Consider the following 25209-nt stretch of genomic DNA (forward strand, 5'->3'; position numbering starts at 1 on the left):
GAGTCGAACGTCTCGGTTCTACCTAGACGGAAGTGCGTGCACGGGTACGTGCGTTACGACGCTTGAGTGCGCGGCGCTCGTCTTCGCTCATTCCGCCCCAGACGCCTGCATCCTGGCCGGACTCGAGAGCCCAGGACAGGCACTCGGCGGTGACGGGGCAGCGGTTGCAGACAACCTTGGCATCAGCGATCTGAGCAAGGGCCGGTCCACTGTTTCCCACCGGGAAGAACAGTTCGGGATCCTCGTCGCGACAGATTGCGTTGTGGCGCCAGTCCATCTTTTTTCGCTCCTTAATTGGGTGTGTATTCACACCATTTGGTACCAATGAGTTTGTGTGTGCGTCATCAATGTTTCCGCACTGTTACTTGTGAATGCTTTCACGAACTCGCGGTATGTCAATAGGTTTGAACGGGTTCGTGGGCCAACTCACTAATTTGTGACACACCTGACGGCCACCTGGGCGTCACCGGCATTTTACCCGATTTCGACTATTCGGCACCAGAGTTTTTGCAGGTCAAACGTGTTGCCTGACTCACGTCGGAATCGGTGCGAACACTTCCAGTGCATCCGGGACCGAGGTGAATTCGACTTTTTCGCGAAGTCCGATGTAGTCGCCGTCCATCTGCAGTCCGATCGGTCGCGACGATTCGATGGTGATTGTCGGGACGTCGTCGGTGCGTAGAAGGACCTTCGATTTCGGTTCTGCGCCGCGTGCGAGGAGCTGTCGCACAACCCGCAGAGACGGTAGGACTTTGGTGCTCGTCATGGCGAAGATGCCGAGTCCACTGTCGAAGGTCGTTCCCGGATTGGTGTGTACGGGACGCTCTTCCAGATATGTCCACGGGCTCGAGTTCGACACGAACGCGTAGTGGACTCCGGAGACGGGATCCTGATCGGGGAGGTGGACTGTCAGGGCGGGCTCGGCTCGCTTGGCACGGAAGAACGCCGCGATTGCGGTTCGGACATACCGGGCGGGTGTGGCGGCGTCACCGTTCTTACGGCTGGCGTCGACGGCTTCGCATACATCGGCGTCGAGGCCCATTCCGGCGTTGAACGTGAACCAACGGTTGTCGCAGTGTGCGAGCCCGATTCGGCGTCTCGTTCGTTCCGAGAGTAGATCGACGAGTTGGTTTGTGGCGTCGATCGGGTCGGCGGCAATACCGAGTGAGCGCGCGAAAACGTTTGCCGAGCCTCCCGGGACGACAGCGATCGTCGGGATCGGACCGACCGGAACCGATTTCATCGACGCGGGATGCGGTGACCCGAGCAGTCCGTTGACCACTTCGTTGACCGTTCCGTCGCCGCCGTGGACGATCACCGAGCCGAAGCCGTCTTCGTGGGCTTCGCGCGCCAGTTCGGCAGCGTGTCCCCGATGTGTGGTGTGCGCCACAGTAAGTCGCACCCGACTCTCGAGGGCGTGTGCCAACAGGTCACGACCGGCAGCGGTGGTGGAGGTGGCATTGGGGTTGACGATCAGCAGTGCGCGCACGGGGCATGAGCCTATCCGGTGTCGTGTTCTAGGCTGGCCTCGTGCCGAATACCGCCAGTCCGAACGCCCTGCCCAAGACAGTCACATGGGCAGGTGCCCTCGTGACGCTGCAAGGGCTGGTTGCCGCCGGGTTCGCGATCGTCGCAGTGATTCGCGGCGCGACCGGCCACGATCAGAGCGTCACCAACGGATACGGATTTGCCGCCTGGGTCGCGATCCTCGGCGGCGCGGTGTTGGCAGCCGGTATCGCTTTGCTGACGGGTCGCCGGTGGGGCCGGGCAATCGCCGTCGTCGCGCAGTTGCTGCTCCTACCAGTCGCCTGGTCGCTCCTGACCGATTCGCATCAGGTGCCGCTCGGCATCGTTCTGGGTGTCGTCGTTCTCGGCGCTCTGGGCTGCCTGTTCTCGGCTCCGACGTCTCGATGGATGGCAGCGGAGTACGGAGCGTACGCAGACGAGGTGTCGCCGGAAGAGGGACGCCCGGACGAGACCGAAGAGCCGCGGGACAAGTAGGACGGAACGCCTACCCTGCTTCAGTCCTACTCAGCTTCGGCGGCAAGAGCTCCGAGGTGGGTGCCGGTCAGGCGATACGTGGTCCACTCCGTCTTCGCGTCGGCACCGAGTGACTCGTAGAACTTGATCGAGGGCGTGTTCCAGTTGAGCACCGACCAGGACAGCCGGGTGTAGTCGTTGTCGGTGCACTCCTTGGCGAGCGCGGCCAGAAGAGCCTTTCCGTGGCCTGATCCGCGCTGGCTGGGCTTGACGTACAGGTCTTCGAGGTAGATGCCGTGGGCGCCGTCCCACGTGGAGAAATTGCGGAACCACAGCGCCATGCCGACGACGTCGTCAGCCGAATTCACAGCGACGTGCGCGAAGGCCGTCGCGGCCGGCCCGAACAATGCCTCGCCGATCTGTTCCGCCTTCACAGTGCACTCGTCGAGGGCCTTCTGGTAGTCCGCCAACTCGTAGATCATGTCGGTGATCGGCTGGACGTCTGCGGGCGTGGCGCGTCGGATCATGGGGAGAATCTTAAGCCTCAAGCCTCCACGAGCGGCGGCACGTTGTGATGGACGAGGTGGCTGGCGCCGTGCTCGTAACCGAGAACCGTGTAAGCGCCCGGGAACAACGCGAAACGCTTTCCTTCGGTGACCGGGAGCTCGAGCCAGCGGGCGATGAGCGCGCGTGAGAAGTGGCCGTGCCCGATCAGGATCACGTCCCGCTCGGGTAGCTGCGAACGCACCATCGACAGCACCATGTCGGTGCGGGCATGGATCTGATCGGTCTGCTCGCCGCCGGGGCACGGGTGTGTCCAGACGGTCCAATCGGGCACCGTTGCGCGGATCTCGGGCGTCGTGAGGCCTTCGTAGTCGCCGTAGTCCCATTCGGAAAGTGCATCCCAGGTTCGCTCTTCCGGCAGGCCGGCGAGATCACCCGTCAACTGTGCGCGCAGCCGCGGACTCGTCAGAATCATGGGGTTCCGGAGGTCGAGGGTTCGCAAGCGATTTCCGGTCGCGGTTGCCTGCATCTCGCCGAGCGGAGTCAGCGGAACCTCGGTCCGGCCCGTGTGTTTCCCGGTGCGTGCCCACTCGGTTTCACCGTGGCGCATGAGTACGACGCGAGCACCGAGGGGGATCGACGAGGGGGCGGACTGGGAGGTCATGTCGACCATCATTGCAGGCTGCCTCGCGTGTGTAGCTCGCCTCCTGGCGCGAAGTGCGCAAGGATCTACGTGTGACGACGGTTCTCGCAGTGGCGAATCAAAAGGGCGGCGTGGCTAAAACCACTACCGTCGCTTCTCTCGGTGCGGCTTTGTCCGCGCTCGGACAACGAGTTCTGGTGGTGGATCTCGACCCGCAGGGCTGCCTGACGTTCTCGCTCGGACACAATCCGGATCGCCTCGAGCGTTCGGTCAACGAGGTCCTGGCGGGTGATCTCGACGCGGTCGACGCCGTGCTGAAGACGGACGACGGTATGGATCTCCTGCCGGCCACCATCGATCTCGCGGGCGCCGAAGCGCTGCTCCTGATGCGACCCGGTCGAGAGTTCGCGCTCAAGCGGGCCCTGTCTCCGCTCCTGGGTTCTTACGACGTCATCATCATCGACTGCCCACCGTCGTTGGGTGTGCTCACGCTCAACGGATTGACTGCGGCGCAGTCGGTTCTGGTTCCACTGCAATGCGAAACCCTCGCACACCGCGGCGTCGGACAGTTGCTGCGTACGGTTCGTGAAGTCCAAGCCATCACCAACCCGGATCTTGTTCTGCTCGGCGCACTTCCGACTCTGTACGACGCTCGAACCACGCACAGTCGCGACGTACTCGCTGACGTCAGTGACCGCTACTCCCTCGCCGTTCTGGCGCCGCCGATTCCACGCACCGTCAAGTTCGCCGAGGCCTCTGCTTCCGGCGCGACGGTCCTTGCCGGGCGAAAGAACAAGGGCGCGGATGCCTATCGTGAACTCGCCGACAATCTCGTAAAGCATTGGGCTGGAAACGAAGTCGTGACTTTCGCGCCGGAACTGGCGCTCTGAGGAAGGCGAGAGCTTCTAGCGCAGCGCGAACAAGGTATCGCCGCGCTGTTCCAGAATCGTCTCGCCCGCACTGGCGAGCACGATCGGCGTCGTCGTCTCACCGCGGTCGACTGCGATCATGCGCTGCACCGCTCCGTCCGACGGGCTGACGGCTGCAATGCCGCCCGGAACGGGGATGAGCATCTGACCGGCGACCATGCTTCCGGGCCCGGACGTTCCGTTGACGATCCACGTCGGAGCCAGGTCGCTCAGGCGGAGGTTGACCGTCTGAGAGCCGGTCCACCACGTGATCGAAGCCTTGTCGGCGTGGGTGCGGGCCCCTTCGGTCACCGCTCCCTCGATCGGATAGTCGACGATCGGATTGCCGGTTCCGTCGAAAATGGTGATGCGAGAAGCGGTTCCGTTGGCGGCAGGGAGGTAGACCGCCGTCTTCTCGCCGGCCACGGCAAGAAGGCGGGCGCCTTCGGAGCCGAGGAGAATCGAGGATCCGTATTCTTCGGGTTCCTGGGCGTCCTTCGGTGCGGGGTTCATCACCGTCAACCTGTTGGAGGCTTCACCCGGGCAACGCTCGAGTACCGAGACTCGGTTGGCGCTCGACGCAGCGTCGAGCAGCGTGCATCCGGTGCGGGGTTGCTTGTTGGGATTGACCTTCGCGTCGACCCGGCCGTACTCGAGAGTTCGGACGAGGTCCGAGCGCCACAGTTCCATTCGCTCACTGCCGCGTGAGATCAGATAGGTGCCGTCCGCCGACAAACTGACCGCGGAATCGGCGTCGCTGTTGCGCTGGTCCTTTCGGGCGCCGGTGTCGGCGACCAGTGACGTGACCTGAGAGCAACCGCGATTGTCCTGATAGACGCTGACGACGCGATCCCACGATCCGATCGCACCGCACAGGGGAATGTTGCGCGCGTATCGCCACACTTCTTCGCCTGTTGCCGGGTCGCGGCCGATCACGTCGGAACCGTCGGCGGTGACGACGGCATTTCCGACGGTGATCGGTGCCGTCGAGTCGGCACTGGGAGATTCCCACGTCTGCCTCAGGATGTCGGGTAACAACACCGACGTCGACAGAGGTGGGAGTGGAGATTCGGCGGTGACCGAGGTGGTTCCGCGCGCATCACTGCGCAACCACACCACGGTCACCGCCACGATTACGGCCAGCGCGATTGCCAGCGCACCGATCACATCTGAGCGAGTACGCCTTTCGGGAGCCAGCACATCGGCAGCTTACTCTGCGGCGCCTGCCGTCGCGGAAGCCGCGGGGCGACGACGCCGACGGCGACGCGGCTTGGCCGCTCCGTCTTCGTCCGAGTTCTCGGTAGCGGTTGCAGCCGGTGCCGAAGGGGGAGCTGTGGTGGCGCCGGCGGTGGTGGACGTCGCGGCGTCGGTCGAAGCACCGGCGCGGGTACGGCGGCGAGTCCGGTTGCGACGAGGCGCGGCCTTCTCTTCGTTGCCGTCGGCGTCGGCCGTCTTCGGCGCGTCTGCTTTGTCCGTTGCCGCCTTGTCGGTTGCAGCCTTCTCAGGGGCGGGCTTGGCCTTGCGAACAGTGCCCTTGGCATCGGCCGGAATCGACAGCTCTTCGTAGAGGTGCGGCGAGCTCGAGTACGTCTCGACCGGATCGGGGATTCCGAGGCTCAGTGCCTTGTCGATGAGCTGCCAGCGAGGAATGTCGTCCCAGTCGACCAGCGTGACAGCGATGCCGGTGCGTCCGGCGCGTCCGGTACGACCGATGCGGTGGACGTAGGTCTTCTCGTCCTCGGGGCACTGGTAGTTGATGACGTGGGTGACGTCGTCGATGTCGATGCCGCGTGCGGCGACGTCGGTAGCGACCAACACGTCGACCTTGCCGTTGCGGAAGCCCTTCAGGGCCTTCTCGCGGGCAATCTGTCCGAGGTCACCGTGGACGGCACCGACGGAGAAGCCGCGCTCGGCGAGATCGTCGGCGACTTTCTGGGCTGTGCGCTTGGTGCGGGTGAAGATCATCGTCGCGCCGCGGCCTTCGGCCTGCAGAACACGGGCGACCATCTCGGCCTTGTCGAGAGCGTGCGCACGGTATATGTGCTGGCTCGTGCGGTCGTGCACTGCGGAGGATTCGGCTTCCTCGGCGCGGATGTGCGTCGGCTGCGTCAGGAAGGTGCGAGCCAGGGTGATGATCGGGCCGGGCATCGTGGCGGAGAAGAGCATCGTCTGACGCTTGTCGGGGACCATGCCCATGAGGCGTTCGATGTCGGGGAGGAATCCGAGGTCGAGCATTTCGTCGGCCTCGTCGAGGACGAGAACGCCCACTTTGCCCAGGATCAGGTGCGACTGGTTGGCCAGGTCGAGCAGGCGACCCGGGGTGCCGACGACAACGTCGACGCCCTTCTGCAGTGCCGAGATCTGCGCCTCGTACGGCCGACCGCCGTAGATGGGCAGAACCTGGAGACCTCGGTCGCCGACTCGGAGGTACTTGCTGGCGTTCTCGAGGTCGCGAGCGACCTGGATGCACAGTTCGCGGGTGGGAACGATGATCAGAGCGCGAGGCGTGCCGTCGAGGACAGCCGTGCCGTTCTCGGCGGTGACGATGCGATGCAGGAGCGGGACGCCGAAACCGAAGGTCTTGCCCATTCCGGTGCGGGCCTGACCGATGAGGTCGTCACCGGCGAGAGCCAACGGAAGGGTGAGTTCCTGGATGGCGAAGGTGCGCTCGATGCCGATCTCGTTCAGTGCGCGGACGATTTCGTCGCGTACACCGAGTTCGGCGAAGCTCGGGGGTACATGGGTGTCGTCGAGCTGGACGGAAACGGTGTTCTCGGTTGCTTCGTCTTCGTGGTCGACAGTGATCTTGCTCAGGGGACTAGCCTTTCCTCGTGGCGGTACGCACGCACAAGGTAAGGGGCCAGGCCGTAAATCGGCCGATGTCGATGCCCTCTTTTTCTTCGGTCATGCCTACGCCTCAGCACTGAATTCCACTCGGACGAATTCGAACCGTCCGGAGATCTCGGCGAAGCGGGCAACAACCGTCGATGCAGGTGCGCGCACATTATCGGTGGGGTCCGCGTGAGCACAGTCGTGTCGGCTGACCTAAAGCAGCCGTCCCGGCTAATCATAAGAGCCGGGGGAACTGGCGAACTCCCAAGACCATTGTAGCTGCACGTTGTCCGCCCCTCGTGATGACATGTCGAAGATCACCGAATCGGACATGCGGTCCTTGGCGGTCGCGTCGGCCGTCGAAGCACTACAGTTCGTAGTCATGGGCGCACACGATCTTGATGCTTCGACGGACGCTGGAACCGGAGGCCGAGTCGCTTCCGATCACCCCGGCGTGATCGATTTGTTTGCCGTTCTCGCCTACGGCGAGATTTCGGCGTTCTACCGGTTGGCGGAGGACGCACAAATGGCACCGGACCTGCGAGGCAAGGTGGCGTTCGCCAGCATGGCCGCCGCCGAGATGGACCACTTCGAGACTCTGGAAACGGCGCTGACGGAACGTGGCCACGAGATCTTTGCCGTCATGGACCCGTTCGTTCGTGCTCTCGACAACTATCACGCGTCGACGACACCGTCGACGTGGCTGGAATCGCTCGTGAAGGCGTACGTCGGCGACGGAATCGCTGCCGATTTCTACCGCGAGATCGGGCACTCCCTCCCGGCGGATGTCGCCGAGATCGTCGAGGACGTGCTGTCCCAGACGGGCCACTCGGAGTTCGTGGTGCTCGAGGTGAAGGCAGCAGTGGAGGCCAGCACCCGCGCCAAGGACCGGCTGATGCTGTGGGGACGCCGTCTTCTGGGTGAAGCAATCACGCAGGCGCAGTTCGTGCTGGCGCAGCGTGAGGACCTCACGGATCTGGTGATCTCGGCCTCGGGTGACCTCAACGGAGTTGTCGCGTTGTTCGACGGTATGCAGGCAAAGCACGCCGAGCGGATGGCGATTCTCGGACTCGTCTAGGTGCCTGTTCGCTCTGGGCACAGCGTGCAGAGGAGCGTGGGCGGTCGCTGCTGCATTAGCCTTGCGTCGACAACGGATGTAATTCACGAACAGTTCGGAGGTTGACCGTGGAGGTCAAGATCGGTGTAATCGACAGCCCGCGTGAGCTCATCGTCAACAGCGAACAGACCCCTGACGAGGTCGAGACACTGGTCGCGGCTGTCCTCGGTGGCCGCGAGCCGGTTCTGGCTCTCGTCGACGACAAGGGCCGCAAGTTCCTGGTGCAGGCTTCTCGTGTGGCGTACGTGGAGATCGGTCCGTCCGATATCCGCAAGGTCGGATTCGCGCCTACCGTCTGACGCGTAGCTGTAACAGCAGAATGGGCGGGCAGTCGTGAGACTGCCCGCCCATTCTCGTTCGGGTTCCGGTTACTTGGTTTCGGCCTGCAGCGGCACGTGTGAGAGACCGCCCCACGCCAGTGTCACGGTGATTTCCACGGCCTCTTCCTTGGGGATCGGCCGCGCGGCTTCGAGCCAGTACCGCGCAGTGAACTGGCTGGCACCGACCAGACCGACGGCAAGAATGCGCGCGCGGTACGGATCGAGTCCGGAATCCTGACTGACCAGGTCGAACACGGCGTCGACGCAGGCTTCGGTGGCTTGTTCGACGCGTGTCTGGACCTGAGGTTCGCCCATGATGTCGGACTCGAACACCAGGCGGAAGCCCTGCGAGTCGTTGTCGACGAAGTCGAAGAACGCCTGGACTGCGGCGCGGACACGCTGTTTGTTGTCCGTCGTCGATCGCAGGGCTTGGCGTACACCCGAGATGAGGCTGTCGACATAACTCTGCAGGACTGCGACATACAGTTCGAGCTTGCCTGGAAAGTGTTGGTACAGGACTGGCTTGCTGACACCGGCACACTCGGCGATCTCGTCCATACCGGCCGAGTGGTACCCGTTCGCGACGAATACCTCACTTGCAGCTGCGAGGAGCTGGAGGCGGCGCGCATCGCGGGGGAGTCGGGTGCTGCGACGTGTTCCGGCAGGCTTGCCAGCCGTTGTACCGCGATCGGAGTCTGTCCGATCCGCGAGTTCTGTCATGTCGCTTCCAATCTGAGCAAAAGTAAATTCGGTCGGCGCGCGGATCCGCGAGTCGCGTGTGCGTACCCGCCAGTATCCTCCGTCACACCGGTCGTAGCCGAATGAACGATACCGTGTGTCGCCCGGGCGAGTCGCGCGTGCCTCGGTGAGCGAGACCAGCGGTCTTTCTCGTTACAGGACGGGTTGCCATGACACGCCAGGACCAGCATGTTTCGGTCAGCCCGGGCGAGTGACTTGCCGTGTGTGAGATTCTGGACGACGTGACTGACCCAGGGGGACCGCGCATGCGTGGACGAACTACGCAGAACCCTGAACGTGAGGAACGTCGAATGCGTAGCGGAACTGGAGCGCCCCGCGACGAACGTCGGCCAGAGGTGCCGGATGATCGTGCCTACGGCGAACGCGACTATCGCGGCATTTCCTCCCATCAGCCCTTGCGTGCCCAGTGGGATCCGACCAAACGAGAAGTGGGCCGAACCCCGCGTAATCCGCGGCCCGACCGGGCAGCGCGAAAGCAGAGCAAGCTCGGGCGCTTCGTCTCGACCTACGGTTGGCGGGCCTACGCGATTCCGGTTCTCGTGGTGCTCACCATCCTTGTGATCGTCGACGCAGTACGTCCGGACGCCACAGACACCGCGAGCAAGACGTCGGCCACTGCCGACCTCGCACACAGCACCGACGGAACCGACGTCATCGGTGCGCCGCCGGCCGGAGACGGAACCTTTGCGTCGTCGATACCGTCCGGCGCTCTCCCCGACGGTGGTCCGTTCACCGTCGCGGGCGGCGGAACGTGGCACGTCGTACCGGGTACGACGGGCAAGGTCGGACAGGGAACCGAACGCGAGTTCACGTACACGGTCGAGATCGAGGACGGCGTCGACACGACCGGTTTCGGCGGTGACGAATCGTACGGACGCATGGTCGATCAGACGCTGGCAAATCCGAAGAGTTGGACCAATGATCCCAAGGTCGCGTTCCGGCGCGTCGACGCGGGCGAGCCGGACTTCCGGATCTCCTTGACCTCGCAGATGACTATCCGTGAAGGCTGCGGATACGAGATCGAACTCGAAGGATCCTGCTACAACCCGAGCATGGACCGAGTCCTGCTCAACGAACCGCGATGGGTGCGAGGCGCCATTTCGTTCCAGGGTGACATCGGCTCGTATCGGCAGTATCAGATCAATCACGAGGTCGGCCATGCCATCGGATACGCCGCTCATCAGCCGTGCGAGACCGAAGGCGGACTCGCACCGATCATGATGCAGCAGACCTTCGGAACCGCGAACAACGACATCGCTAGGCTTGATCCCGAGGGCGTCGTTCCGATGAACGGACTCACGTGCCGCTTCAATCCGTGGCCGTACCCCCGAGCGTGACCGGATCGAGAATCCCTGATCTCGTCTTGAACTAGGAGTGTTTCGCGGTGTCTGCAACACCCGTCGTATTGCCACCACTGGTGGAGCCGGCAGCCGAGTTGAGTCGGGAGGAAGTTGCCAGATACAGCCGGCACCTGATCATCCCGAACGTGGGCATGACCGGCCAGAAGCGGCTCAAGAATGCGCGAGTCCTGTTCATCGGCGCCGGTGGATTGGGTTCGCCTGCACTGCTCTATCTCGCGGCCGCAGGAGTGGGCACCATCGGGATCGTCGAGTTCGACGAGGTCGACATGTCGAACCTGCAGCGTCAGGTGATTCACGGACGCTCCGACGTCGGACGCCCGAAGGCGGTCAGCGCGAAGGAGTCGATTCTCGAGATAAACGAGCACGTCGACGTCCGGTTGCACGAATTCCGCCTGGACAACTCCAACGCGGTCGACCTGTTCTCGGAGTACGACCTGATCCTGGACGGTACGGACAACTTCGCGACGCGGTACCTCGTCAACGATGCCGCCGTCATCGCCGGAAAGCCGTACGTGTGGGGCTCGATCTACCGCTTCGAAGGGCAGGTCTCGGTCTTCTGGGAAGACGCCCCGGACGGCGCGGGACTGAATTATCGCGATCTTTACCCGGAGGCGCCGCCGCCCGGCATGGTCCCCTCGTGCGCCGAGGGCGGTGTTCTCGGAGTCCTGCCTGCGACCGTCGGTTCGATCATGGCGACCGAGGCGGTCAAGCTCATCACAGGGATCGGCGAACCGCTTCTCGGGCGCCTGATGATCTACGACGCTCTTGCGATGACGTTCCGGACGATCCGCCTTCAGCGTGATCCGACCCGCGTGCCGGTCACCGCCCTGATCGACTACGACGCGTTCTGCGGTGTCGTGTCCGAAGAGGCGAGCGCTGCTGCTGTCGGCTCGACGATCACGGCGCCGGAGCTGGAGGCCATGATCGGCGAGGGACGATCGATCGAGCTGGTAGACGTACGAGAACCGGTTGAATGGGACATCATGCATCTGCCGGGGGCGGTGCTGATCCCGAAGGACCGCATCCTTTCCGGTGAAGCTCTGGCGACGTTGCCGCAGAACAAGCAGATAGTCCTGTACTGCAAAACCGGCATTCGTTCCGCCGAGGCACTGGCCTTTCTCAAGAACGCCGGTTTCTCCGACGCAGTTCATGTTCAAGGCGGCGCGATCGCCTGGGCGAACCAGGTGGATGCGAGTCTGCCGGTCTACTAGGCGCGCCTCGCGGGAGGCGGCGCCGCGCACCGGTAGCGTTGGGGTGTGAGCACAGGCCAACCTCCCCAGCACGTGTGCTCCACCTTCGGCCTCCGTGAAGTCGATCCCATCCCACTCGGTGCGGATTGGGACGGCGGGTGGCTGTGTGGAGACGTTGTCCTTTCAGCAGTCGCGGATCATGCCCGCGCAGCGTGGTCGGCGAAGGTGCGAGAGAACCTCGAAGTCGACGGCGTTCGGCTGGCTCGACCGGTGCGTTCGACTGACGGTCGTTACGTCGTCTCGGGCTGGCGCGCCGACACATTCATCGTCGGATCGCCGGAACCACGTCACGACGAAGTGGTCTCGATGTCCTGCCGACTGCATGCGGCGACGGCCTCGCTCGAGCGCCCGCGCTTCCTTGCACAACCGCCGGTGCCGCCGTGGGCCGAGGTCGACGTATTCGTCGCCGCTGATCGCGCGGCATGGGAAACGGTTCCGCTGAGGATCGCGAAGGGCGTCGAGCAACTCGAGACGCCCACTCCGGACGGTCGCAAAAGTCTGGAACTGATTGCCGGGCTCGCTACTTTGCGGAAGCCGGTGCAGAGCCCGGACCAGCTCGTGCACGGCGATCTGTTCGGGACGGTGCTGTTCTCGGGCAGTATGGCCCCCGGAATCACCGACATCACGCCGTATTGGCGACCGGCTGCGTGGGCCGCTGCCGTCGCTGTGGTCGACGCGATCTCGTGGGGCGGGGCAGACGAGGCACTGGTCGGCCGGTGGGAAGATCTCCCCGAGTGGCCGCAGATGCTTCTACGTGCGGTGATGTTCCGCCTGGCAGTTCATGTTCTGCATCCCCGCTCGACGGCGGACGCGTTCCCGGGGTTGGCCCGTACTTCCGACATCGTGCGCTTGCTGCTCTAGATCGGGGCGCCGGTACCGAAGTCCGAGACCAGGCCCTCGAACAGCTCGCGTGCGGCGTTCGAGGCGGCCACGGTGTTCCCGTCGACGACAGCGTTGACGAGGTTTGCGTGCTGCGAGTGGAATCCTTCGCCGGTTGCATCGATGTGCTGTTGGATCGTGGTCTCGATGACGGGGAGCAGGGAGTCGTAGAACTCCAGGTAGACCTCGTTGTGGCTGGCCGCGACGATTGCTCGGTGCAGGGCGACGTCCGCGGTGGTGGCAGCGTCGATGTCCTGACCCTCCCATGACGCGGTGCGAAGCTCGAGTAGTCGCGTCAGTTCGGCGATGTCGTCTTCGGTTCGCCGTGCGGCGGCGAGGGTGGCCGCGGTGATGTCGAGTGCGCGCCGAAGTTCGAGTACATCTCGCTGGTGGGCGCCGGCAAAGTAGTTGCCGAGAGTGCCACCGAGGTCGGAGACAGCAACGACGTAGGTGCCCGATCCCTGACGACGTTCCAGCATTCCGGCGTGAACGAGCGCCTGGACCGCCTCGCGCACGGTATTGCGACCGGTCCCGGTCAGCTCCGACAGTTCCGGTTCGGTGGGGATTTTGGAACCGATCGGCCAGGTTCCGCTCCGGATCTCGTTGCGGAGTTGTTCGGTGACCTGCGAGATGAGACTTGCGCGTCGAACGGGTTGCACGTGGTTGTTTCCTCGGGTCCGGGTAAGTGGTGTGAATGTGACGTTAGATTACCGCGCTTGTGCGAGTTCGTCCGGTCATCCTATGATTTCCCGGTGACTGCTCAACTGGAGAGAACCGAAACCCGCTCGTTGATACAAGGCCGTGTGCTCGTCTTCGCTGCGATTGCGATGTCTGCGCTCGTACTTCGACTTGCGGTGACCTCGTTCTCGCCCTTGGCGGCCGAGATTCGCGACGAGATCGGCTTCTCCGCCTCGATCGTCGGTGTCTTCGGCATGGTTCCGACCGCAATGTTCGCCATCTTCGGTCTCATCACTCCCGCCATCGCGAAACGTATCGGGCTCGAGCGAACGGCCCTCGTTGCGATGCTCATGGCCGGCGTCGGAATGCTGTTGCGCGCCATGATGTCTCAGACATGGTCGTTGCTGGCCCTCTCAGCTCTGGCACTGGCAGGCATGGGAATCGGCAATGTCGTGATCCCGCCGTTGGTCAAGCGGTACTTCTCGGATCGCCTCGCCACCATGAGTTCGGTCTACATCGTGGCCGTGCAGATCGGCACCATCGTTCCGGCGTTCGTCGCAGTCCCGGTCGCCGACGCCTTCGGGTGGCGGTTCTCGATCGGCTGGTGGTCCGCCTTCGGCTTCGCCGCAGCAGTGCCGTGGTTGATCACCCTCGCTCGCTCGCGCAAAGCTCGCGCGAACGAAGCCGGGTCCGTCGAGAATGCATCGGATTCGGTTGCGGCAGTGGCAGAACAGCCACGCGGTCAGGTCTGGCGTTCTCCCGTGGCCTGGGGGATGGCCGGCATGTTCGGCATGACCTCACTGATCACGTATTCGATGTTCACGTGGATTCCCTCGATCCTTCGTGACGCCGGAGCCAGTGATGCGTTCGGCGGAACGATGGTCGGAATGTTCTCGGTGATCGGGCTCGTCGCGGCGTTCGGTGCGCCGACCCTGTGCGCCCGCATGGCCAATCCCTTCCCTGTCGTGATCGCGTGTGCCATCTGCTACCTGGTCGGCATGGGCGGGCTGTACTTTGCCCCGATGGCGGCGCCGATCGTGTGGGTTGTCGTCCTGGGCCTCGGTCCGAGCACGTTCCCGATGTCGCTCACGCTGATCAACCTGCGTACTCGTTCGCACATCGGTTCCTCGGCACTGTCCGGCTTCACCCAGGGCATCGGCTACTCCGTTGCCTGCCTCGGTCCGCTCCTGTTCGGCGTTTTCCACGACGTGTCCGGTGGATACGCTGCGCCGTTCGGCCTGCTCGTCGTCGCGGTGATCGTGGTGCTCCTGGGCGCCTACCAGGCATGCAAGCCTCGGATGCTCGAGGATTCCTGGCACGCACCTGCGAAAAACTAGCTCACACCCGGTCTTGTTACCGGGTGAGGATCAATTGACTTCGCGGTCATCGCACGCAGCACCGGCGCAATAACCGTTTTCTACCTTTGGGTCTCCAACATATTCAGGAGGCCCTGGTGAGTCATTACATCGAGCATTGGGATGCAGAGGACGTCGACGCCTGGGAATCCGGCGGCAAGGACATCGCGAAGCGGAACCTGATCTGGTCAGTGGTAGCCGAACACGTCGGCTTCTCGATCTGGTCGATCTGGTCCGTGATGGTGTTGTTCATGCCGACGGATATCTACGGCATCGACGCGGCCGGAAAGTTCTTCCTCGTCGCAGTGCCCACACTTGTCGGGTCGGTCCTCCGCATTCCATACACGGTTGCCACCGCACGGTTCGGCGGTCGTAACTGGACCGTCATGAGTGCGCTGTTCCTCTTCGTACCAACACTTCTCACGCTCTACCTGATGATGAACCCGGGTGCGTCGTACACCACGTTCATGTTGGTAGCGGCCACTGCAGGTATCGGCGGCGGCAACTTCGCGTCGTCGATGACCAACATCAATGCCTTCTACCCGCAACGCCTCAAGGGGTGGGCGCTCGGTCTCAATGCCGGCGGCGGCAACATCGGTGTACCGATGATCCAGCTGATCGGTCTGCTGGTGATCGCCACCGTCGGTAACCGTGCTCCGTGGATCGTGTGCGCTGTCTATCTCGTGTTCATTGCCGCCGCTGCCGTCGGTGCCGCGCTGTTCATGGACAACCTGGGCAACCAGAAGTCGGACCTGCGCTCGATGGCCAAGGCACTCAAGTTCTCCGAGTCGTGGGTGATCAGCTTCCTGTACATCGGTACGTTCGGTTCCTTCATCGGATTCAGCTTCGCCTTCGGTCAGGTTCTGCAGATCAACTTCCTCGCCGGCGGTGCCACTCCGGCCGCGGCCGCGCTGCATGCAGCACAGATCGCCTTCATCGGTCCTCTCCTCGGTTCGATCGCTCGCCCCCTCGGCGGCAAACTGGCCGACCGGATCGGCGGCGGCAAGATCACCATGTGGACGTTTGTCGCCATGGCATTCGCAGCATCGATTCTCGTGACGGCCGGAACGATGGACGACAACACCGCGGGCGTCGCCAGCGCCGGAATCATGGTGACCTTCGTTCTCGGATTCATCGCCCTGTTCCTGCTCTCCGGCATCGGAAACGGATCCGTTTACAAGATGATCCCGGCGATCTTCGAGGCGAAGGCTCAGAGCTTCGACCACATGGATCGAAGCGAGAAGGCAACGTGGTCGCGCAGTATCTCCGGTGCTCTCATCGGATTTGCCGGTGCGGTAGGCGGTTTGGGCGGCGTCGGCATCAACCTGGTGCTGCGCGCGTCGTACAGCAGCCCCGCGAAGTCGGCGACCATGGCCTTCTGGGTGTTCCTGGCCTTCTACATCGCCTGCATCGCAGTCACCTGGTTCGTCTTCCTGCGCAAGCCGTCGACGCTGACCACAGACGTCGACGAGGCGAAAGTCGCAGTCACGGCGTGAGCGGTCCGCGGAATCTCAGAACTATCTCGTACCTCAGGAAGTAGGCGTCATGAGCAAGTCGGTTGTTGTCATCGGACACGGAATGGTCGGACACCGATTCGTCGAGGCACTGCGTTCGCGCGACGAAGCGAACAACTGGTCGGTGACCGTACTCTGCGACGAGCAGTACGCAGCGTACGACCGAGTCGGGCTGTCCTCGTACGTCGGAGCGTGGGACCCCAAGGAATTGGCACTGGCCGGTAACGATTACGTCGGCGACAGCCTGGTCGATCTCCGAGTGGGGGAAGGCGCGCTCTCGATCGACAAAGATGCACGCACGGTCACGACGACAACCGGCGAGACGATCTCCTACGACGCTCTGGTGATGGCGACCGGTTCGTATCCGTTCGTGCCTCCCGTACCGGGGCACGACGGCGACGGATGTTTTGTCTACCGCACCCTCGACGACCTCGACGGTATCCGGGCCGCCGCCGAGAAGGCGGGTCCTGGCGCTGTCGGCATCGTGGTGGGCGGCGGTCTTCTCGGACTCGAGGCCGCAAATGCTCTCTCGCTCATGGGAATGACGGCACACGTCGTCGAACACAATGCGCGATTGATGCCGATGCAGGTCGACGAGGGCGGCGGCGCACTACTCGCTCGCCTCGTCACCGAACTCGGTCTCACCGTTCACACCGGAGTCGGGACGGCGGGAATCTCGCAGGCCGACAACGGAATTGTGGTCGAACTATCCGACGGCTCCACCATCGACGCGTCGCTGCTCGTCTTCTCCGCCGGAGTTCGTCCGCGTGATCAGCTGGCCCGCGACGCCGGCATCGCAGTGGGGGAGCGCGGCGGCATCCTGACCGACCTCGGCTGCGTGACTTCGGACGAGAACATCTATGCCGTCGGAGAATGTGCTGCGGTGGAAGGCCGTTGCTACGGTCTGGTTGCTCCCGGCTACACGACGGCCGAGATCGTGGCCGATCGTCTGCTCGGCGGCGCCGCGGATTTCCCGGGCGCCGACATGTCCACCAAGCTCAAGCTCATGGGCGTCGACGTCGCCAGTTTCGGTGACGCGATGGCGACCTCACCGGGAGCTCTCGAAGTTGTCCTCAGCGACGCGTCCAAGGGGACGTACGCGAAGCTCGTGGTCTCCGATGACGCGAAGATCCTGCTCGGCGGCATTCTTGTCGGTGACGCGTCGGCCTACGCGTCACTGCGCCCGCTGGTCGGTCGCGAACTACCCGGTGACCCGGCGACATTGATCTCGCCTGCGGGGGAGAAGCCGGGTGCAGGCTCGCTGCCCGACGATGCCGAGGTGTGCTCGTGCAACGCGGTGACCAAGGGAGCCATCTGCGGCGCAATCGCGGCCGGCGCATGCGACATTGCTTCGGTGAAGGCGTGCACCAGCGCCGGAACCACCTGTGGCGGTTGCCTTCCCACTGTGAAGCAGCTGCTGGCCGATTCCGGCGTCGTGATGTCGAAGGCACTGTGCGAGCATTTTGCGCAATCGCGGGCCGAGTTGTTCCAGATCGTGCAGTCGACGCAGACCAGAACCTTCTCGGCGCTGATCGCCAAGTACGGCAAGGGCGCCGGTTGCGACATCTGCAAGCCCGTAGTCGCTTCGATTCTGGCATCGACGGACTCCGATCACATCCTGCACCGCCAGCAGGCTTCGTTGCAGGACACCAACGATCACTTCCTCGCGAACATCCAGAAGAACGGTACGTACTCCGTGGTACCTCGTATGCCTGGCGGCGAGGTCACGGGTGAGCAGCTCATCGTCATCGGTGAGGTGGCGCGTGACTTCGGCTTGTACACGAAGGTGACCGGCGGTCAGCGCATCGACTTGTTCGGGGCTCGTGTCGAACAGTTGCCCGCGATCTGGAAGCGTCTCGTCGACGCCGGGATGGAATCGGGTCAGGCGTACGGCAAGTCCCTGCGGACGGTCAAGAGCTGCGTCGGTTCGAGCTGGTGCCGCTACGGCGTTCAGGACTCGGTAGGAATGGCCGTCGACCTCGAGAACCGCTACCGCGGCCTGCGTTCGCCGCACAAGATCAAGTTCGGCGTCTCGGGATGTGCTCGTGAATGCGCCGAAGCGCGTGGCAAGGACGTCGGCGTCATCGCGACGGAGAACGGTTGGAATCTGTATGTGGGCGGCAACGGCGGACAGTCGCCCAAACACGCTCAACTGCTTGCCGGAGGCCTCGACGACGCAACCTTGGTCAAGTACATCGACCGCTACCTCATGTTCTACATCCGCACCGCCGATCGCCTCCAGCGCACGGCGCCGTGGGTCGAATCACTCGAAGGCGGACTCGATCACCTCAAGGCCGTTATTTGTGAAGACAGCCTGGGAATCGGCGAAGAACTCGAGGCTCTGATGGCCAAACACGTCGAGGGCTACCAGGACGAATGGGCTGGTGTGCTGGGTGATCCGGAGAAGCTGTCGAGGTTCGTCTCGTTCGTCAACGCACCGGAAGAAGCCGACCCGACGGTTGTGTTCGACGAGACCGGAGTGCGCAAGGTTCCAGTCCTGATGGGTATGCCGAGCATCCCTACGCGCCGGTAATAGTCGCGTAACCCGTGGGAAACACGGGGTCCGTAGAAACGTAGACAAGAACCCGCGCGACGTTGTCGCCGGATCGACAGGAGGACTTCGATGAGTGTCATCGATGCGCAGATCGCCAAGCTGGATTCGGATCGACTCGAATGGACGTCGGCCTGCCCGCTGAGCCATCTGATCCCTGGACGCGGGGTCGCCGTGCTTCTTCGCGGCGGCGAGCAGGTGGCGCTGTTCCTGCTAGAGGACGGCACACTGCGGGCTGTCAGCAACTTCGATCCGTACGGCCGCGCCGCGGTGATGTCACGCGGACTCGTCGGCGACCGGGACGGTGAACCGATCGTGGTCTCGCCGCTGCTCAAGCAGGCGTTCTCGCTGGTCGACGGCCGAGCGCTGGACGACTCCGCGGTCGCGCTGCCGGTATACGGAGTTCGCGTGTGGGCCGGCGTCGTTCAGGTACACAGCCTTCAGATGCAAGGCGTTCGCTCGACTGTCGCCGATGCAGTCTCGTGAGTGACGACATGCCGCTGGCTGGATTCACGGTAGGTATCACCGCTTCACGCCGCGCCGAGGAATTCGCGACGTTGCTGACTCGTCGGGGAGCGGACGTCGTTCACGCTCCGGCGATTCGGATCATCCCTCTCGCCGACGACCGCGAGCTCGAAAGGGTGACACAGCAGATCATCTCGGATCCTCCCGAGGTGGTTGTCGCCACCACCGGGATTGGATTCCGGGGTTGGCTGGAAGCAGCCGACGGGTGGGGTGAGGCGGAAAATCTCGGATCCGCGTTGGGCTCGGCTCGTCTGCTCGCGCGCGGACCCAAGGCCAAAGGGGCAATCCGTGCGGCCGACCTTCGTGAAGAATGGTCTCCGGCATCCGAGTCTTCCGCCGAAGTGCTCGAACATCTTCTTGCAGAAGGTGTCTCGGGTAAACGAATCGCCGTTCAACTGCACGGCGCCACTACCGAATGGGAGCCGATTCCCGATTTCTGTCAGGTGCTGCGCGACGCGGGCGCCGAGGTCATCGCGGTCCCTGTCTATCGATGGGAACCGCCGGAGGACCCGACGCTGCTCGACCGGATGATCGACGCCATCGCTTCAGCCGGAATCGACGCCGTCAGCTTCACCAGTGCACCGGCCGTTGCGTCGATGTTGATGCGCGCCGACAAGACCGGGGATCTCGGCGACATACTCGACGCGATGCGGGGTCCGGTGGCGGCAATGTGCGTCGGCCCGGTCACCTCGGCGCCGCTCGAAGCCTTGAATGTACCGACCACAGCCCCGGCGCGGGCGCGTCTCGGGGCGCTCGCGCGACACATCGTCGACGAACTCCCGCAGCGAGCCAACAAGATTCAAGCCGGTGAACACGAAATCAGCATCCGCGGCGGTTGCGTCGTCGTGGACGGTGAAGTGAAGCAATTGCCGCCGGCTGCGATGTCGTTGATCCGCACTCTCGGTGCCAGCCCCGGTCGAGTCGTCTCCCGCGACGAACTTCTGGCATCTCTTCCCGGAGGCGGCGGCGACACCCATGCCGTCGAGACCGCCGTCGCCCGATTGCGCGCGTGCCTCGGTGCGCCCAAAGCCGTTCAGACCGTGGTCAAGCGGGGCTATCGACTTGCCCTCGACCCCGGCGACTACGTACAGAATCCAGGTGACTATGCAACGCGATGACGATGTACTCGTACTGGTAGCTCACGGCACGCGTAGCCCACGTGGCGTGGAAATGGTTGCCGCCCTTGCCGAAGCCGTCGGCACGCGTGTCGGACGCACGCGCGTTGCCTTTGTCGACGTGCTCGGTCCGTCACCTTCTGAAGTCCTCCGGGACACTCCGGGGCGAGCGATTCTCGTACCGGCCTTCCTGGCGTCCGGCTACCACGTTCACACCGATGTTCGACGCGAAGTGGCGATCAGTGAGCACTCGGCTGTGACTGTGACGCCCGCACTCGGACCCGATCCGGCGCTTGCGCGCGTGCTGCTCCGACGCTTGACCGAAGCGGGGTGGAATCCGGGCGACGCGATAGTGCTTGCTGCTGCCGGGTCCTCCGATGCGCGGGCGCTGCGAGACGTCGAGCGTGCTGCGCTGATGCTCGCCGAAGCGGCGGGGGTCCGGGTGGACATCGGATACATCGCGACCGGGGAACCGAAGGTAGCCGATGTCGTTGCAGCAGCACGCGTTCGCGGCGCGAAGCGAGTGTTCGTTGCCTCGTACCTCCTCGCACACGGACTGTTTCACGAAAGATTGCACGCTGCAGGAGCCGATGGTGTGACCGAACCGCTCGGCGTCGATCCGGGAGTGGTGGACCTTGTCGTGAATCGGTATGAGAGTGCGCGAAGGGAACTAGTATCGCTGCATGACGTCTCACTCCGTAACGCCGACGTATGCCGACCTGGTCGCCGCAGTTCGTGAATCCGACGTCAAGGCACAGGCTCTCATCGGCGGACTGACCGAAGAGCAGGCGCGGGAGCCCTCCGGGCTCCCCGGGTGGAGCCGGGGACACGTCGTGACGCACATGTCGCGCAACGCCGACGCGCTGGGCAGATTTGTTGCCGGAGTGCAGGGCGGCGAATCGGGGGAGATGTATCCCGGGGGACCGGACGCGCGCAATGCTGCAATCGAGGAAGGTGCAGATCGCCCGGCTGAGTTGTTGGCTCTCGACTACCGCTTCTCGGGAACGAGACTGGTCGACGCGTTGTGCGAGATCCAGGCAGATCGACTGGACACGCCGGTGCCGTGGCGCAAACCTGTGACGGCATTCGATCTGCCGATCCTGCGCTGGAACGAGATCGAGATTCACCTGATGGACCTCGACATCGGCTACACCTGCCACGACTGGCCTGCCGAGTTCGTGGAATTCACTCTCGCCCGTCAGTTGGGCGCACTGGAGACAGCGGTCCCGGGTGTACGTGTTCCTTCGCTGTCGGATGCGGAGACCTTGGCCTGGTTGGTCGGGAGGCCGACGAGGGTGGGGCTGCCTACCCTCCCGGCCTGGCCTTTCTGAGACACGGCCTTTCTGAGATGCAGCCTTTCTGAGAGTTAGAACAGGGTGGGGGCGCTGACGTCGTTGCGTGCTTGGGCCAACCGCGCACTCCACCGTTTCACCAACCACATCTCGACGATCTCGGGTTGGGTGCCGGCGGCATAGGCCCAACTGTCGAGCAGTTCGCAGTACCGGCGGTAGCGACGCGTCGTGAAGCCCGTGACGGAAGGATCCTCGAGCCAGCCCTCGTGGATGAGTGTCGAGACGCCGTACTGATCGATCATCTGAGCGCGTCGGCCTTCGTCCTGTACGCCCACCGCCCACATGAAAGCGGCCATGAGTGATACCCCCACGCCGGGCGTGAGTGGCCACCCGGACCAGGTGTCGCGCCGCACGACCGGCATCGACTTGTTTTTCGAACAGTGATCGAGAATGGCTGTGATCTGGGTCAGCGGATCCTCGTCTTCGCGGTGATGCGGATTGAAGACGTTGGGGAACCGCCGCGTGAACCGTCTGCTTTCGTGCGAGCCCTGCCAGGCCGCGCAGAGAAAGAGCAGCCCGAGGCCGTCGTGCTGGGCGACAACGAGGTCGCTCGACGGGCGAAGGTCGTTGCGTTGAACGATGGCTCGGCCTTCGGTGATCACTTTGCCGTCGAGATCACGCCCGCGCAGGCTGATGGTGTGGCCGGCGTCCTTCAGGTGCGCGTTCCACCAATCCAGGTCGACGGTCGCTTCGTCGTCGAGGACGTGCAGTGGAAAGGTGCGGGAGCGGCACCACTCGACCAATGCGTCCGGCGGTTCGAATCCTTCGTCGACACGATTCATGGCGCGATGATCCCACGAGTCGCCGACAGGAATTCGTCCGACGCGCAGGTCACCGAGATGGAACCGGACACTCGCGGTACGCTCCGCTCATGAAATTGGCGTCCTCGCAGGTGCGGCCGGCGCTGTGGACGGTAGCCATCGCCTTGACGGCCACGGGTCTGAGCGGATGCATCGGTGCCGTCGATCGGACGGATTTCGACAACCAGATGCGCGAACGTGGCGGTGGGATGACGTCGGAGTTGGTGCGAGGCGGGTTCGACAGCCTCGCACATAGATACGGCGTCGACGCGATATCGGTGACCAGCATCGACATCAGCCCGATCGAGACGCTCGGCGTCACCGTTCGTGACCCCGGGAAGCCGTCACAGCTCGACAGATTCTCTTTCGACGGCGTCATTCTCAGCGAGCCCATCCCCGTGCAAGTCAGTGTCACCGACGATCTCGATGCGCGATCGTTCACGCTGGATCAAGTGCCGGCATTGGCGAATGTCGAGAAGTTGGTCGACGACGCGCTGGCGAGCAGCGGAGTCGACGACGGCGAAGTCTCCGGGATCTCGGTCAGTCGCACCGAGTCGATACACGCCTCCGTGATGGTGGAATCCCCACGCTCGCGAGTACTTGTGGTCTTCGAGCCTGACGGAACTCCCTTTCTGGTGCAGCCGCTGTGAGCCGCCGAATCGCTCCGTTACTGATCTCGGTAGCGGTGATCGTGGTCGTGGGAATCTTTGCCGCACTGCTGTCTTCGGTGATCTGGCCCGGCCAGGTCGCGCACTTGGCGCCGATCTTCTGTGAAGAACCGACATCGAGCGCGATGGTCGTCTCGGATTCCTTTACCGACGGCGACGGTACGTCCACCAATTTCACGCTGTACTGCGTCGGACCGCGCGGTCAGACCGTTGATGCCGGCTGGCTGCTGCCGTTCTTGGTGCTGTGGGGCGTGTATTCGCTGGTGCTCGCGATCGTGGTCGGCGTGATCGTGCTGGCGGACGTCGGCCGGCGCGGGCGCCGAAACCGCTGACCCCGTCAGCGTGGGAGGACGACCAATTCGGCGACGGCGCCGTCGTCGGAGTGTGCCGGTATGAGTGCAAACGCCGAGCGTTCGATCAACCCCGCAAGGTGCGCGGTACGTACAGACGGATCGGCGCGCCAGCGACCGTCTTCGGATTGTGTCACCGGCAACAGGCGTACCGCATCGGAACTCACCGCAGCGGCGTTCTCGATGATGCCGAGTAGTGGCGGCGGCGTGTCGCTTCCGGTCAAGGCGGCCACGACGGTGGGCAGCATCGTCAACAGGGTGGTCACGGCGGCATACGGATTGCCGGGGAGGCCGAGAACCACCAGACCACTGGGCAGGACGGCCGTTATCTGAGATCCGCCGGGGCGCGAGGCGACTCGCCCGACAATCGTGCGAGCGCCGAGTCGATCGAGCGCACTGCGCATTTCGTCGGCAGCGCCGCCTCCCGTCGCACCGATGACGACGAGTAGATCGGCTTCCTGGTCGACTCCGTCTGCGAGCACCCGCTCGAAACTGTCCGCAGTGTCTCGCAGGTGCGAATTCGCCACGCACCGTACGCCGTTGCTTTCCAGTAGGTAGGGGAGAATCCCGCCGACGGAGTCGCGAGTCTGACCTTCACGCAGTGGACCGGTCCGCCGGATCTCGTCGCCGGTGACTATCAGGCGTGCCCGTACCGGACCACGGACGAGGGCGTCGAACACTTCACCGCTGGCAGCTGCGGAGATCACCGCCGGAGTCACCGCGGTACCTGTCGGGGCGATCGTGAATCCGGTGGTCCAATCTTCCCCTCGTGGTCGAGCGTCGTTGCGGTGCGGCGCATCCGGCAGTCTCCGTACCATCCGAGATGGCTCGTCGACGGACAGATACTCGTCACGAATTACCGAGGTGGCGCCGAGGGGCAGGTGTGCTCCCGTGGCAATGCGAATCGCTTCACCTTCGCCGAGTTCGAGTTGCCCGTCGGCGCCCGCGATGCGGATCTCGGTGCGGATTCGCCAGGGGCCCTCGCCGGAGACCGCGTACCCGTCCATCGCCGAAACGTCTGACCTGGGAAGATCACCCAGGGCGACCAGAGGCTGCGCGAGCGTTGCTCCGAGGCTGTCGGCGAGATCGGCACGGTGCGGCGGCAATGCTGTCAGCGAGTTCCTGACGGCGGCGCGGGCTTGATCGACCGTCAGCCGCGGATGGCTTCGCGCGCGATCGATGTCTTCCGGTGTGTCGCAGTCGGTCGTACCAGCGACACTCAGCGTCGAGAACGGCTTGGTGACAATCGCTTTCATAGGTTGGTTCTCCAGCCCCGAACTCTCCCGCAATGTGGACAGGCGTTGCCGGAGTTCGCGAAATGTCCATGCGGAGAACAGGAATTGGGTTCGGTTGTTCTCGTCCACGGCACACGTCACCGGATTGTCCGTCGACGTGGCAGCCATCAAGGCGTCGACTGATTCGGCCTCGATGTGCGGCAGGTCGGACGCCAGCACCACCACCACGGCGTTATCGGGTAACCGGGTCGCAGACAACCCGGCCCAGATCGCCTCGACAGGGCCGGTTCCGGCCGGAGATTCCTGAGTTTGGGTGATTCCAGGATCAAGTTCAGGTCGATGCGGGCCGACCACGACGACGGCGTCGAGATGCGACGTTGCTGAAAGCGCGATGTCGAGGAGCCTGCGACCGTGTACGAGAAGGCCAGGTTTGTCGACACCACCCATTCTGGTCCCGCGACCACCCGCCAGAATGACGGCGGCGGTCGGCGGCGTGGTGGTCATGCCTCCATG

The 25209-nt window shown here is 63.8% G+C and carries 26 protein-coding genes; 16 read left to right on the top strand and 10 right to left on the bottom strand.

Going from position 1 to position 25209, the window contains the following annotated elements; translation table 11 throughout:
• Positions 1 to 22: 22 nt before the first annotated feature.
• Together FEZ59_RS27250 and FEZ59_RS27255 are read right to left on the bottom strand one after the other, a co-directional pair.
• A complete protein-coding gene (locus FEZ59_RS27250) occupies positions 23 to 277 on the bottom strand; it encodes a WhiB family transcriptional regulator (protein ID WP_003940950.1) in 255 nt (84 codons plus the stop codon).
• Positions 278 to 532: 255 nt separating this feature from the next.
• Positions 533 to 1489, bottom strand: a complete 957-nt coding sequence (locus tag FEZ59_RS27255; RefSeq protein WP_019747798.1) for a diacylglycerol kinase family protein — start codon at positions 1487 to 1489, stop codon at positions 533 to 535.
• A gap of 41 nt (positions 1490 to 1530) precedes the next feature.
• Here FEZ59_RS27255 and FEZ59_RS27260 point away from each other — a divergent pair, with 41 nt between their 5' ends.
• Positions 1531 to 2001: a membrane protein gene (locus FEZ59_RS27260; protein ID WP_019747799.1), complete on the top strand. Its 471-nt coding sequence runs from the start codon at positions 1531 to 1533 to the stop codon at positions 1999 to 2001.
• Between the two features lie 26 nt (positions 2002 to 2027).
• Here FEZ59_RS27260 and FEZ59_RS27265 read toward each other — a convergent pair whose 3' ends face one another.
• Positions 2028 to 2507 carry a GNAT family N-acetyltransferase gene (locus tag FEZ59_RS27265; protein WP_003940724.1) on the bottom strand — a complete coding sequence of 160 codons (480 nt, stop codon included), beginning with the start codon at positions 2505 to 2507 and terminating at the stop codon, positions 2028 to 2030.
• A 17-nt stretch (positions 2508 to 2524) separates the two neighbouring features.
• Positions 2525 to 3148 carry an acid phosphatase gene (locus FEZ59_RS27270; protein ID WP_019747801.1) on the bottom strand — a complete coding sequence of 208 codons (624 nt, stop codon included), beginning with the start codon at positions 3146 to 3148 and terminating at the stop codon, positions 2525 to 2527.
• Between the two features lie 71 nt (positions 3149 to 3219).
• Here FEZ59_RS27270 and FEZ59_RS27275 point away from each other — a divergent pair, with 71 nt between their 5' ends.
• Positions 3220 to 4017, top strand: coding sequence for an AAA family ATPase (locus FEZ59_RS27275; protein ID WP_003940948.1), 798 nt, complete (start codon positions 3220 to 3222; stop codon positions 4015 to 4017).
• Positions 4018 to 4032: 15 nt separating this feature from the next.
• Here the strand turns inward: FEZ59_RS27275 and FEZ59_RS27280 are convergent, their stop codons facing one another.
• Both FEZ59_RS27280 and FEZ59_RS27285 read right to left on the bottom strand, forming a co-directional pair.
• Positions 4033 to 5235: a PQQ-binding-like beta-propeller repeat protein gene (locus FEZ59_RS27280; protein WP_029255045.1), complete on the bottom strand. Its 1203-nt coding sequence runs from the start codon at positions 5233 to 5235 to the stop codon at positions 4033 to 4035.
• 9 nt (positions 5236 to 5244) lie between these two features.
• Positions 5245 to 6849, bottom strand: a complete 1605-nt coding sequence (locus FEZ59_RS27285; RefSeq protein WP_029537929.1) for a DEAD/DEAH box helicase — start codon at positions 6847 to 6849, stop codon at positions 5245 to 5247.
• A gap of 400 nt (positions 6850 to 7249) precedes the next feature.
• Here FEZ59_RS27285 and FEZ59_RS27290 point away from each other — a divergent pair, with 400 nt between their 5' ends.
• A complete protein-coding gene (locus FEZ59_RS27290) occupies positions 7250 to 7945 on the top strand; it encodes a ferritin-like fold-containing protein (RefSeq protein WP_029255047.1) in 696 nt (231 codons plus the stop codon).
• Positions 7946 to 8052: 107 nt separating this feature from the next.
• A complete protein-coding gene (locus FEZ59_RS27295; protein ID WP_003942312.1) occupies positions 8053 to 8283 on the top strand; it encodes a DUF3107 domain-containing protein in 231 nt (76 codons plus the stop codon).
• A 69-nt stretch (positions 8284 to 8352) separates the two neighbouring features.
• Here the strand turns inward: FEZ59_RS27295 and FEZ59_RS27300 are convergent, their stop codons facing one another.
• The gene (locus FEZ59_RS27300) at positions 8353 to 9024 is read right to left on the bottom strand and encodes a TetR/AcrR family transcriptional regulator (RefSeq protein WP_003942309.1); all 672 of its coding nucleotides are present in this window, start codon (positions 9022 to 9024) and stop codon (positions 8353 to 8355) included.
• A 329-nt stretch (positions 9025 to 9353) separates the two neighbouring features.
• Between FEZ59_RS27300 and FEZ59_RS27305 the strand changes: the two genes are divergently transcribed.
• From FEZ59_RS27305 to FEZ59_RS27315, 3 genes are read left to right on the top strand one after another with little or no spacing between them, the layout of a single operon-like run.
• Complete coding sequence (locus FEZ59_RS27305) at positions 9354 to 10400, top strand: DUF3152 domain-containing protein (protein ID WP_153212496.1); 1047 nt, start codon at positions 9354 to 9356, stop codon at positions 10398 to 10400.
• A gap of 47 nt (positions 10401 to 10447) precedes the next feature.
• Positions 10448 to 11635 carry an adenylyltransferase/sulfurtransferase MoeZ gene (gene moeZ, locus FEZ59_RS27310; RefSeq protein ID WP_172933457.1) on the top strand — a complete coding sequence of 396 codons (1188 nt, stop codon included), beginning with the start codon at positions 10448 to 10450 and terminating at the stop codon, positions 11633 to 11635.
• A 45-nt stretch (positions 11636 to 11680) separates the two neighbouring features.
• Complete coding sequence (locus tag FEZ59_RS27315; protein ID WP_007731227.1) at positions 11681 to 12535, top strand: TIGR02569 family protein; 855 nt, start codon at positions 11681 to 11683, stop codon at positions 12533 to 12535.
• Here FEZ59_RS27315 and FEZ59_RS27320 read toward each other — a convergent pair.
• Positions 12532 to 13212 carry a FadR/GntR family transcriptional regulator gene (locus tag FEZ59_RS27320; RefSeq protein ID WP_020907120.1) on the bottom strand — a complete coding sequence of 227 codons (681 nt, stop codon included), beginning with the start codon at positions 13210 to 13212 and terminating at the stop codon, positions 12532 to 12534. The genes FEZ59_RS27315 and FEZ59_RS27320 overlap by 4 nt on opposite strands.
• A 93-nt stretch (positions 13213 to 13305) precedes the next feature.
• On the opposite strand from FEZ59_RS27320, the gene FEZ59_RS27325 reads away from it, so the two are divergent.
• The 7 genes from FEZ59_RS27325 (at position 13306) to FEZ59_RS27355 (ending at position 21622) form a co-directional block, all read left to right on the top strand.
• Positions 13306 to 14568, top strand: a complete 1263-nt coding sequence (locus FEZ59_RS27325) for an MFS transporter (protein WP_172933458.1) — start codon at positions 13306 to 13308, stop codon at positions 14566 to 14568.
• Positions 14569 to 14681: 113 nt separating this feature from the next.
• Complete coding sequence (locus FEZ59_RS27330) at positions 14682 to 16082, top strand: nitrate/nitrite transporter (RefSeq protein ID WP_085989607.1); 1401 nt, start codon at positions 14682 to 14684, stop codon at positions 16080 to 16082.
• Positions 16083 to 16131: 49 nt separating this feature from the next.
• Entirely contained in the window at positions 16132 to 18633 is a 2502-nt protein-coding gene (gene nirB / locus FEZ59_RS27335; protein ID WP_134998776.1) for a nitrite reductase large subunit NirB, read from the top strand.
• Positions 18634 to 18723: 90 nt separating this feature from the next.
• A complete protein-coding gene (nirD, locus tag FEZ59_RS27340; RefSeq protein WP_019747813.1) occupies positions 18724 to 19137 on the top strand; it encodes a nitrite reductase small subunit NirD in 414 nt (137 codons plus the stop codon).
• Positions 19134 to 20294: a uroporphyrinogen-III synthase gene (locus FEZ59_RS27345; RefSeq protein WP_019747814.1), complete on the top strand. Its 1161-nt coding sequence runs from the start codon at positions 19134 to 19136 to the stop codon at positions 20292 to 20294. The genes nirD and FEZ59_RS27345 overlap by 4 nt, the downstream gene beginning before the upstream one ends.
• A complete protein-coding gene (locus FEZ59_RS27350) occupies positions 20281 to 21030 on the top strand; it encodes a sirohydrochlorin chelatase (protein WP_021343733.1) in 750 nt (249 codons plus the stop codon). Before FEZ59_RS27345 ends, FEZ59_RS27350 begins: the two co-directional genes overlap by 14 nt.
• Positions 20975 to 21622, top strand: coding sequence for a maleylpyruvate isomerase family mycothiol-dependent enzyme (locus FEZ59_RS27355; protein ID WP_020907123.1), 648 nt, complete (start codon positions 20975 to 20977; stop codon positions 21620 to 21622). The genes FEZ59_RS27350 and FEZ59_RS27355 overlap by 56 nt, the downstream gene beginning before the upstream one ends.
• A 35-nt stretch (positions 21623 to 21657) precedes the next feature.
• Here FEZ59_RS27355 and FEZ59_RS27360 read toward each other — a convergent pair whose 3' ends face one another.
• Positions 21658 to 22425, bottom strand: a complete 768-nt coding sequence (locus FEZ59_RS27360; protein WP_003942311.1) for a hypothetical protein — start codon at positions 22423 to 22425, stop codon at positions 21658 to 21660.
• Positions 22426 to 22514: 89 nt separating this feature from the next.
• Between FEZ59_RS27360 and FEZ59_RS27365 the strand changes: the two genes are divergently transcribed.
• Entirely contained in the window at positions 22515 to 23093 is a 579-nt protein-coding gene (locus tag FEZ59_RS27365; RefSeq protein WP_134998777.1) for a hypothetical protein, read from the top strand.
• A complete protein-coding gene (locus tag FEZ59_RS27370) occupies positions 23090 to 23443 on the top strand; it encodes a hypothetical protein (RefSeq protein ID WP_020907125.1) in 354 nt (117 codons plus the stop codon). The genes FEZ59_RS27365 and FEZ59_RS27370 overlap by 4 nt, the downstream gene beginning before the upstream one ends.
• Positions 23444 to 23448: 5 nt before the next feature.
• On the opposite strand, the gene FEZ59_RS27375 is transcribed toward FEZ59_RS27370, so the two are convergent.
• Positions 23449 to 25200, bottom strand: a complete 1752-nt coding sequence (locus tag FEZ59_RS27375) for an NTP transferase domain-containing protein (RefSeq protein ID WP_134998778.1) — start codon at positions 25198 to 25200, stop codon at positions 23449 to 23451.
• Between the last annotated feature and the right edge of the window lie 9 nt (positions 25201 to 25209).

This window comes from Rhodococcus sp. MS13 (assembly GCF_013277835.1).
Taxonomy (GTDB): domain Bacteria; phylum Actinomycetota; class Actinomycetes; order Mycobacteriales; family Mycobacteriaceae; genus Rhodococcus_F; species Rhodococcus_F erythropolis.